The sequence below is a fragment of the Vibrio makurazakiensis genome (genome assembly GCF_050337375.1).
Classification (GTDB): Bacteria; Pseudomonadota; Gammaproteobacteria; order Enterobacterales; family Vibrionaceae; genus Vibrio; species Vibrio makurazakiensis.
In genome coordinates, this window is the sequence record NZ_JAKJSW010000372.1 from 1 (window position 1) to 2,447 (window position 2,447).

The following is a 2,447-nucleotide window of genomic DNA, read 5'->3' on the forward strand; positions in this document are numbered from 1 at the left end:
AACTATCAGGTTGCTTAGTTGAGCGGAAGAAACCTTTACCATTGAAATTCGCGATCCAAAACCCTGAACTTTATACCCAAGAAATCGTTAAGCAGCTTGTTCAAGAGCTACGAATGAATATTGAAGGTGAAATTGTGGTAGGTAAGCCACTTAACAAAGCTAAACCAACTTTAATCGCTTCCCACGATTCCGCTAAGCTTCCAGAGCTGATTGATATTATGCTAAAAAAGTCGGATAACTTAATTGCAGATAACTTAACAAAAGCGCTAGGCGGGCATTTCTATATTCAAGCAGGGAGCTTCAATAACGGTACAGAGGCGATTAAACAGATACTATTAAGCARAGCATCGATTGATATACGTGATGCACAACTTGCGGATGGCTCTGGCTTATCACGAAACAACCGCATGACTTCCGATGATATGAGTAAGGTATTACGCTATATCTGGAAACATAATGACCAGTTAGAATTGATTGATGTTTTACCAACCTCAGGTAAGAGCGGAACGTTGAAATACCGTTCAAGCATGCGTAAAGCGCCAATTGAAGGACAAATTGTAGCGAAGAGTGGTTCACTGTATGGAAGCTACAACATGGCTGGCTATGGTCTTGATAAGCAAGGAAAGCCAAACAGCCTATTCGTACAGTTTGTCAGTGATTATCACCCACAAAAAAGGGACAGCGACGTTCCCGTCGTTGCCCCTATTGTGCAGTTTGAAAAAGCCTTTTATGAAGACATTATCAATTTTAGCCAAACACGCTGATATCTCGTAGCGCTAGACTAATTAAGTGAACGCATTGCTACGCAATACCGAGGAATGCGTTTACTACTGTGAAATAAATCCACATACCTGAAATATCGACAATTGAAGCTAATACCGGGCTCACTAGCACGGCAGGGTCAAGCTTTAATAACCTAGCGACTATTGGCAATCCGCCGCCAAGCACTGTAGAAATAGTTACTTGAATAAACAGAGCAACCGCTATCGCAAAAGCGATCATATTGATGTCGTAACCACCCGTCGACTGGTTCTCGCTAAACATCAGAATACGGCCGATCATCACCACAGCAATAGCCAGTGCTAAACATATTGCGACTCTAAACTCCTTCCACAATACGTTCACCCACTGACGTTTTTTCAACTCACCGGTAGCCAAAGCTCGTATCACTAATGTCGCAGCTTGAGTGCCAGTGTTACCACCAGCTGCGGCAATTACTGGCATATAAATAGCAAGCAAGACTAACTGACTGAGAATATCTTCATACTGAGCGATAATTAGCCCAGACACGATCCCAAGCAGCGCTAATGCGATGATCCAACCGATGCGCTGCCTAACGTGGCTCATTACCCCTGTAGAAAGGTAACCTTGTTGAGGCTCAACCTCTGAGTAGATCAGCCCTAGTTGGTGAGCTAGATGTCGAGAGCGCTTCTCAAAGCCCTGCTCTTCTAGCTCACTAAGTAAAGTCTGAATCGTACTAAGAGAGCATTGCCCAAGTATTAGCACTGCATCCTCAAGTGGCATACGGTTCAAGAGGTTAATTTGTTGTTTACGTCCATACTGCTTAAATGCATTAGATACAGCTTGGATGTCTCGCTCTGAATACAGAGCTTCAATAGATAAAAAAGTGTTGTTCATTACCGTCATGGCGAATCTCCCGATTGGCAAAGGTAACGACCATCAAAACAAATAGCATAGGATTATGCGCACCAAAAGCCTAAAGCTACTGGTGTGTTTACTTGTTAGAATCTAGTGTGTGGAAAAGAATTGAGGGGAAAACAAAGATACCCTACCCGAACGGCAGGATAATAGATCAATACCGAAACAGATTATTCTTCTCCATTCAAACTAGGAGGATGGTCGGTATTGTTCATAAAAATCTCCAGAATTACTGTCAATTTGACAGCGCGCATAGTGTAGCAATACGCGTTTAAAAACTTCGTCAACTTTCTGTCAATAAATAGGGGGCAATAAAAAAGGCACCCGTAGATGCCTTTTCGATGAATCATTGAAATTTAATATTACTTGATAGTAATACGAGCAAACTTACGTTTACCAACTTGGTAAACCGCAGTACCAGCTTCTGGTACAAACTTGCTGTCTTCAATCTTCTCGCCTTCAAGCTTAGCTGCGCCTTGCTTGATCATACGCATCGCGTCAGAAGTTGAGTTTACAAGACCCGCTTCTTTTAGAACGTTAGCAATTGGTAGACCAGCTTCGAATTCAAATTCAGGCATGTCTTCAGGCACTTGGTTTTTAGCAAAACGGTTTACGAACTCTTGCTCAGCTGCATCTGCATCCGCTTCACTGTGGAAACGTGCAATGATCTCTTTAGCCAGAAGTACTTTAACGTCACGTGGGTTCTTACCCGCTTCAACGCCAGCTTTAAGTTCCGCAACTTCTTCAAGTGGACGGAAAGAAAGTAGCTCGTAGTAGCTCCACATTAG

At 42.8% G+C, this 2,447-nt stretch carries 2 protein-coding genes and 1 pseudogene; 1 reads left to right on the plus strand and 2 read right to left on the minus strand.

The window, feature by feature from the left end; translation table 11 throughout:
• Positions 1-764, plus strand: a 764-nt coding sequence (dacB, locus tag L4C33_RS21495; protein WP_428814423.1) for a D-alanyl-D-alanine carboxypeptidase/D-alanyl-D-alanine endopeptidase, incomplete at its 5' end; no start/stop codon positions are given.
• A 37-nt stretch (positions 765-801) separates the two neighbouring features.
• Here the strand turns inward: dacB and L4C33_RS21500 are convergent.
• Together L4C33_RS21500 and L4C33_RS21505 are read right to left on the minus strand one after the other, a co-directional pair.
• Entirely contained in the window at positions 802-1,647 is an 846-nt protein-coding gene (locus tag L4C33_RS21500; protein ID WP_428814424.1) for a magnesium transporter, read from the minus strand.
• Between the two features lie 374 nt (positions 1,648-2,021).
• Positions 2,022-2,447, minus strand: a pseudogene (locus tag L4C33_RS21505) (tyrosine--tRNA ligase); the annotation flags it as partial.